Origin of the sequence: Marinobacterium sedimentorum (assembly GCF_024267675.1) — a bacterium.
Taxonomy (GTDB): Bacteria; Pseudomonadota; Gammaproteobacteria; order Pseudomonadales; family Balneatricaceae; genus Marinobacterium_A; species Marinobacterium_A sedimentorum.
On the sequence record NZ_JALDYX010000215.1, the window covers coordinates 1 to 212 of the forward strand.

General features: G+C 46.7%; 1 protein-coding gene. It reads right to left on the minus strand.

Annotated elements, in window-relative coordinates; translation table 11 throughout:
* Positions 1 to 212: hypothetical protein (locus MRS74_RS23870; RefSeq protein ID WP_254582766.1), on the minus strand; the 212-nt coding region annotated here is incomplete at both ends.

Below are 212 nucleotides of genomic sequence, written 5' to 3' on the forward strand. Positions count from 1 at the left end.
TCTTTTAAGGCTTCACTGTTAGTAACATTCGCAAGACCAGAGTGCTCGGCTAACCATTTAGATACCAACTCGACCGCTTGTTGACGATCATGCTCCAATCCTCCTAAGACACGTACTTCGATAGGCTCTCCTGGAGGTGGTCCTCCTGCATCAATGGAAAACTTAACAAACACCTGGTCACTGTAACTGGCAACCTTACGATTCAGTTCAGC